6 protein-coding genes are annotated in these 6,840 nt (G+C 65.0%); all 6 read right to left on the bottom strand.

The features are described 5' to 3' along the window. Positions 1-112: 112 nt before the first annotated feature. Positions 113-1,027, bottom strand: coding sequence for a hypothetical protein (locus QZV72_RS01990; RefSeq protein ID WP_297004577.1), 915 nt, complete (start codon positions 1,025-1,027; stop codon positions 113-115). Next, the gene (locus QZV72_RS01985) at positions 1,028-2,695 is read right to left on the bottom strand and encodes an Eco57I restriction-modification methylase domain-containing protein (RefSeq protein WP_297004574.1); all 1,668 of its coding nucleotides are present in this window, start codon (positions 2,693-2,695) and stop codon (positions 1,028-1,030) included. Positions 2,696-2,882: 187 nt separating this feature from the next. After that, entirely contained in the window at positions 2,883-3,878 is a 996-nt protein-coding gene (locus QZV72_RS01980; protein WP_297004571.1) for a sulfate/molybdate ABC transporter ATP-binding protein, read from the bottom strand. Then, positions 3,875-4,681, bottom strand: a complete 807-nt coding sequence (locus tag QZV72_RS01975; protein ID WP_297004568.1) for a sulfate ABC transporter permease subunit — start codon at positions 4,679-4,681, stop codon at positions 3,875-3,877. The genes QZV72_RS01980 and QZV72_RS01975 overlap by 4 nt, the downstream gene beginning before the upstream one ends. Next, positions 4,678-5,463 (bottom strand): sulfate ABC transporter permease subunit CysT, encoded by a 786-nt coding sequence (gene cysT / locus QZV72_RS01970; protein ID WP_297004566.1) that lies wholly within the window; start codon positions 5,461-5,463, stop codon positions 4,678-4,680. Before cysT ends, QZV72_RS01975 begins: the two co-directional genes overlap by 4 nt. Further along, a complete protein-coding gene (locus QZV72_RS01965; RefSeq protein WP_297004564.1) occupies positions 5,460-6,620 on the bottom strand; it encodes an extracellular solute-binding protein in 1,161 nt (386 codons plus the stop codon). The genes cysT and QZV72_RS01965 overlap by 4 nt, the downstream gene beginning before the upstream one ends. Between the last annotated feature and the right edge of the window lie 220 nt (positions 6,621-6,840).

Raw genomic sequence — 6,840 nt, 5'->3', positions numbered from 1 at the left:
TCGATGCCTTCTCTACGTGCACAGTCCTCTCCTCTCGCTGAAACGTGCACAAGATGCAGTACTCCGGTGACTTGTCACCACCGACATGGCACGGACAGGGCCGGCCCGTAAGCTATGCGTCTGCGCGAACCGAACCCAAACCTCCCGGGCCCTGCTCCTTCATCGCAGCCGCCCTTCGCTCACGCGCCTCACGATGTCGTGTTACAGGACTGCCGTCGAGCACTCGGTTCACCATGTACCCGAGGAACCGGGACATGGACAGCTCGAACGGAATGAGGTCATCACGGACCTTCACCACCTCACCGCCATCCTCGTAGTCCATCATCACCAGGCATGTCGCGTGGTACGCGTCGTCCTCCCTCCCGAGCTTGCCGATGAGGTCGATCAACAGCTCAGCAGTGTCCGGGGCCTCATCGAGCACCGAGGACCGGAGACCGAACAGGAACCCCAGTGCCGCCATCGGGTGCCGTGCACGGAGGTTCCTGGCGTCTCCGTAAGCCTCCTCGATGCGGTGTGCCGCGTTCTTCCCGAAAGACGAGTCCATGCGCTTTGTCGAGATGAGGAGCTCCGGTCCGGAACTCCAGTCGGACATGACCACATCAACCTGTTTCGCGTAGTTTTTTCCGAGCACACGCGCCTCGGAATAGCTTGCCCCGGGCGTCTTGCGTATCAATTCGGCGAGCTCGCGACGCGCTTCAGAAGACAGCCCCTTGGCGTTGAGCAGACTTGAGACAGCCATCGGGAGCACCCGCGGAGGCTCTGCCCGCGGCCAGGTCATGTCTGGATGGAATCCAGCACGCCTGAGTTCGTAACTCAGCCAGACATCCAACGCCAGTGCACGAACTGCCGTCTGAGAGGTCGTGTCCATCATCAACGGGACGACGAGGAGTTTTTCCAGAGTGACCGTATCCGGGACAAAGTGGAGTCGACCAGCTCGACTCTCCCAAGGTTGGGTATAAACACCGTCAGGCGCGGCGGCACTGACGATCCCGTCAAATTTCTCCCAGGCGATCTGTTTGTTGCTCATCTAACTCTTCTTTCCTCGTGCTGCGCGACGGGCCGCCAGTTCCCGTCCTGCTTCGCGAACCGTAGCGATCTGTTCAGTAGCCAGGAGACCGCCGAGAACCACCTCGTCAACCAGTCGTGCTGCTGCCACCGGTCCGGCTGAGTTGAGAGCTTTCTCCACCTGCTCACGGATCGCATGGAGTTCAGCCTGCTTCTCCGCGACAAGGCGTCCCGAGGGCACCAACCATCTGTCTGCTTCCTTCGGCTCCAGCTTCAGCACCCCACCCCCGTAAGCACGCCCCACAAGTTCTGCATGCAGGATCGTGACGGAGTTCAGGCTTGCCAGAGGGAGGAGATCATTGCCCAGAGTCCGGAACTCATCGCGAAGGAATACTCCGTGAACAGAATTGAGGTGTTGCACATGGGCCTCATTCCTGACCAGCCGCGGAGTATCCGCGTTCATGTAGGTCAGCAGCAGGTCCGCAGGTTTCCCAAGCGGGGTCTGGTACCAGATCTTCCGGGTACGGCATTTGTACCCGTTCGGGACCCCTAGCGATCTTCCTTCAGCCAGGTAGTTCTTTGCAGCACGTGAGTGCTCTGCTCCCGGACGGAACAGCCAGATGGGCCTTCCAGCATCCCCGAGGCTCAGCCAGTCCTCGACTGTAAACCGGAGTCCACGTAGGTGCCGGCTCCCCGGAGGAGACAGTCTCACCAGTTCCTTCTCCGGGATACCCCACAGGGCCACCTCATCCGAGGACAGCGTGAAATATGCGTTGTTCCCGGTAACCGCACCCAGTGTGGTGTCCCCCCAGGAGTCGAGAACTCCGAATGCTTGGTCTCGTACCACTTCGTCAAGGATCTCCACGATGGCAGCACCGTCGCGCCCCACAGTCCACTTGTCACCGACCGTCCGGCCTGTCGACACCGGGTCCCCTGTCGGGATGCTTCCACCCAGTACAGCAAGGTCCTCGAACCTCTCCATGCGCACAGATGTGACGTCGGCATTTCCGCCGGCACCAAAGCCGGAGGCCATGAGCAGGACCGCATCAGTCTCAGCGTCGTTGAAGACCTGACGGTCGAACAGGATAATGTCCACTTTCGCGAAGCTCCTGACGAGGAAGTCGCGAACCGGAGCCGCATAATTCACGCTCAGCAGCTCCCCCGGTACAACGAGTGCGAGACGTCCGCCCGGAGCAAGGAACTTCGCAGAGTAGACGGTGAATGCGGCCCAACTAGATGCCAGTCCGCTCAGTTCCACCCCGGCGGTCCGAGCAGCCGCACGTGCCTTCTCACGGGCCTCACCAGCAAAATCCTGGTACCTGATATACGGCGGGTTACCGATCACAGCGTCATATCTGGGGGCAGCAGGAACCATGAAGAAGTCGCCCACTGTGATGAGGGGCTCCCCGCCGACCGCCTCAACTCTTCGGCGTCCTTCGTCGGCACTGTCCCGGTGAATCTCGACGCCGTGGACGCGCGGGCGTTCCACTCCCAGTTCACGAAGCCGCTCTACTGCGGAAACCAGGAACTCCGCGTCCCCTGCCGAAGGTTCCAGCACCCGGTCTTCTGGACCTCTGACGGCCCACTCCGTCATGAACCTCGCAACGGGCTCGGGCGTGAAGAATGCCCCGCGTGCCTTACGAAGTTCCGGTGTATCCACCCCTGCATGGTACGTGCTGCTGGTTGTCATGCTTCTCCCCACCTCATCTATGTCCGTTCAAGGTCAGCAGCGGACTGACCCGTTCCGGTGACAATGCCAGAGAGGCTGGACAGCAGCCCGCACATCTTCACATTAATGGAACATACATTCTACCAAGAAGTCCGGTGGTGCCACGTCACACCAATGGTGAAGTGGCGAAACGGCAGACTGTCCGCCCCTACTCCAGCTCGGTGGCCCGGGCGTAGACCCTCTCCCCCGCGCTGAGGTCCGTCAGTCCCAGCGCGTTCGCGTCACCGCGGGTGATCTGCGCGGTGAACGGTGAGCCGGTCGTGGCGTCCTTCAGCTCGACGCGCACCTCGAAGCCGAGCACCGCCACGCGCTCCACCACCGCCTCACGCACCGCCGTCGCCGGTGTCTCGTTGCCCGGCACGGCGAGGTCGGCGGTCCGCCCCAGCCGGATGTCGTGGGGACGCACCGTCTGACCGTCCAGCTCAGTGACATGTCCGAGGAACGCCTGGACGAACGGCGTCGCCGGGTGGTCGTAGAGTTCCGCGGGTGCGCCGACCTGCTCGATGCGTCCCGCCGAGAGCACCGCGATGCGGTCGGCGACGTCGAGCGCCTCCTCCTGGTCGTGGGTCACCAGCACGGTCGTCACCGTGAACTCCTCGTGCATGTGGCGCAGCCAGGTCCGCAGGTCTTCGCGGACCTTGGCGTCCAGAGCGCCGAAGGGTTCGTCGAGCAGCAGGACCCCGGGGTTCGGAGCCAGCGCCCGGGCCAGGGCCATGCGCTGCCGCTGGCCACCGGACAACTGCCCCGGGTACCGGGACTGGTAGCCGGCCAGGCCGACGATCTCGAGGAGTTCGTCGACCCGCTTGTCGATCTCCTTCGTCGGACGCTTGCGGACCGACAGTCCGAAGGCCACATTGTCCCGCACCGTCATGTGTTTGAAGGCCGCGTAGTGCTGGAAGACGAAGCCGATCCCGCGGTCCTGCGGCGACAGGCGGGTCACGTCGCGCCCGTCGATGATGACGGACCCGGAGTCCGGCTGCTCCAGGCCGGCGATGGTGCGCAGCAGCGTGGACTTGCCGGATCCTGAAGGGCCCAGCAGGGCGGTCAGCGACCCCTCCGGGATGTCGAGGGAGACGTCGTCGAGAGCCTTGAATACCGGGGAGGAGCCGTAGGTCTTCACGGCGTGGGCGACGGAGATGGTCATTTCGCTACCTGCTTCTTCTGGAGTGCGGTCATGATGACGAGGACGATGACGGCGACGACCATCAGCAGAGTCGCTGCGGCGTAGGCGCCGTAGACGTTGTGGTCGTCGATGTAGCGGGAGTGGACGAGGAGGGTGAGGGTCTGCCCGCCACCGGCGAACCCGGACGCGACCATGATCACCGCGCCGAATTCACCGAGCGAGCGGGCGACGGTCAGCGCGATGCCGTAGGACAGCCCCCACCGGATCGAAGGGAGCGTGATCCGCCGGAACGTCTGCCACCGGTTCGCCCCCAGGGTGGACGCCGCCTGCTCCTGGTCGGTACCGATCTCGTGGAGCACCGGCTCGACCTCGCGGACGATGAAGGGCAGGGTGACGAAGATCGTCGCCAGCACCATGCCCGGCAGTCCGAAGACGACCTGGAACCCGGTGGACCCGATGCCGCCGAACCAGCCGCCGTGGCCCCACAGCAGGATCAGGGACACGCCGACGATCACCGGTGAGACCGAGAACGGCAGGTCGACGACGGCCTGGACGATGTTCTTCCCCGGGAACCGGCCACGGACCAGGCCGAGGGAGACGACGATGCCGAAGACCACATTGAGCGGCACGACGATCACCACGATGAGCAGCGAGGTCTTCAGGGCCGAGATCGCGGCGGGCGTGGTGATCCACTCCCAGAACTGGGGCAGACCGGGTGACAGGGCACGCCACAGGATGGTGCCGACCGGCAGGACGACGAGGACGCCGATCCACACCAGGGCGAGGATGCGCAGCGTGAGGACCGTCTTGCGTGAGAGCGTCATGCGCGCTGCTCCTTTCGTGCCCCGCCCTCACCGACGATGCGGAGGACCAGCAGGACGAGGAAGGTGATGGCCAGGAGCACCACCGAGACCGCGGCGGCGGCCTGCGGCACGTCGGACTCGATCTGCTCCTGGATGTACTGGGAGGCGACCTGGGTCTCACCGGGGATGTTCCCGCCGATGAGTACCACGGACCCGAACTCGCCGAGTGCCCGGGCAAAGGCCAGGCCGGTGCCCGAGAGGATCGCGGGGACCAGGGCAGGCAGGATGATGCGCCGGAAGATCGTGGCGTTGTTCGCGCCGAGGGACGCCGCCGCCTCCTCGACGTCACCGTCGAGTTCGATGAGCACCGGCTGCACCGCCCGGACGACGAACGGCAGGCAGACGAAGGCCAGGGCGATGACCAGCGCTGGCCGGGTGGCGTTGAGGGTGATGTTGAAGGGACTGTCCGGCCCGTAGAGGCTCAGCAGCACCAGCGACGCCACAATGGTCGGCAGGGCGAACGGCAGGTCGATCAGCGCGTCCACGATCCTCTTGCCCGGGAAGTCGTCGCGGACCAGCACCCAGGCGACCAGTGTTCCGGTGACGGCGCTGATCACGCCGACCACCGCAGAGACGAGCACCGTCACCCACAGTGCGTCGAGCGCCCCGGAGGTGGTCACGGCGTCCAGGAAAGCGGGGACGCCACCCTCGAACGCCTGGGTGGCCAGCGCCGCCAACGGCAGCAGCACGATGACGGACAGCCAGAGGACTGCGGTGCCCATGCTCAGTTTCGAGGCTCTCATGCGTCTCCTCCGTAGATCTTCGTGACGGCGCCGTCGGTGCCGAAGAGGACGGCGTCCACCAGGGCCCAGCCGGTTTTCCCGTTGTCCTTGCCGGGATCACCGGCGGCGAGGTCCGGGAAAATCCCCGCGAACTGCTCCGACAGGTCGTCGATGGTCCACACGTTCCGCGTCGGCCGGAAGGCGTCCCGCTGGTCTGCGGGGAGTGCGTCGATGACCGGGGTCCTCCCGTCGTCGCTGAAGAGGTCGGGGCCGGGGCGGAACCCCCGGGAGGCCCAGCGGGTCTCGGCGTCCGGGGTGAACAGGTAGTTCCGGAAGGCTGTCGCCGCATCATCATCCCCGGCATCGTCACCGGTGACCACGGCGACGGGGTTCTCGATGCGGAAGGTGTCGGCCGGGTTGAGGTAGGTGATGTCGTCTCCGTCGCGGGCGAGCAGGATCGCCTCGTTCTCGTAGGAGAGCAGCACATCTCCCTGCCCCTGTTCGAAGGCACTGGTGGCTTCACGGCCGGACTTGGGCCGGACGTGGATATGCTCGTTGACGAGCTCGGCGACCTTGGCGTGGGCCTCGTCGTGGGCGTCCGCCGCATCCTTCCCGCTGTCCAGGGCCTGGAAGTACCAGCCGGCATAGGGTGCGAGCAGGTTCCATTTCGCCGATCCGGAGGACGCCGGGTTGGGTGTGATGATCTCGATGCCGGGGGCGAGCAGGTCGTCCCAGTTCCCCAGGTTCTCCGGGTTGCCCTCACGGGTGACGAAGGAGACCACGGAGCCGAAGGGCACCGAGCGGCCGGATTCGTCACCCGGGACGCCGGTCTTCCAGTCCCCTGCGACGAGGCCTTCCTTCACCAGCCGGGTGATGTCCGGCTCCAGGGAGAAGTTCACCAGGTCCGCGGGGACGCGTCGGGCGACTTTGCGGGACTGGTCACCGGAGGCGCCGTAGGATTCGGCGAAGCCGGTGTCCCGGCCGTCCCCGGTGGCCCGGTAGCCGGCGATGACGGCCTCGAAGCCGGGCTTGGGCACCGAGTAGGCGATGAGGTTGATCCGGTGGGATCCGGAGGAGACGTCGGTCGCGTCCGGGTCGTCGGTGGTACCGCCGGGCAGGGCGAATATGACGCCGAGGGCGACGACACCGGTCGCGGCGAGCACTGCTCCCGTCTTCATGCATCCTCCTGTAGATACTCAGACAGACTGCTCTGTCTACAACAGGAGGGAACGTTATCCCCACATCTGGATCCGCACGGTGTCATCGGTGCGGCATGAATGAAATACTTGACAACGCCGACTGGAACAGGTATCCGACGGGGGTCGGTCACCGGAGCGGGCGGCGCTCCCCGTGCTCAACTCCCCGTGCTCAACTCCCCGTGCTCAACTCCCCGTGCTC

The sequence above is a fragment of the uncultured Corynebacterium sp. genome (assembly GCF_902782855.1).
Lineage (GTDB): Bacteria > Actinomycetota > Actinomycetes > Mycobacteriales > Mycobacteriaceae > Corynebacterium.
The sequence above is the reverse complement of the archived record's forward strand: the minus strand, read 5'-3'. Positions and strand labels throughout refer to the sequence as shown.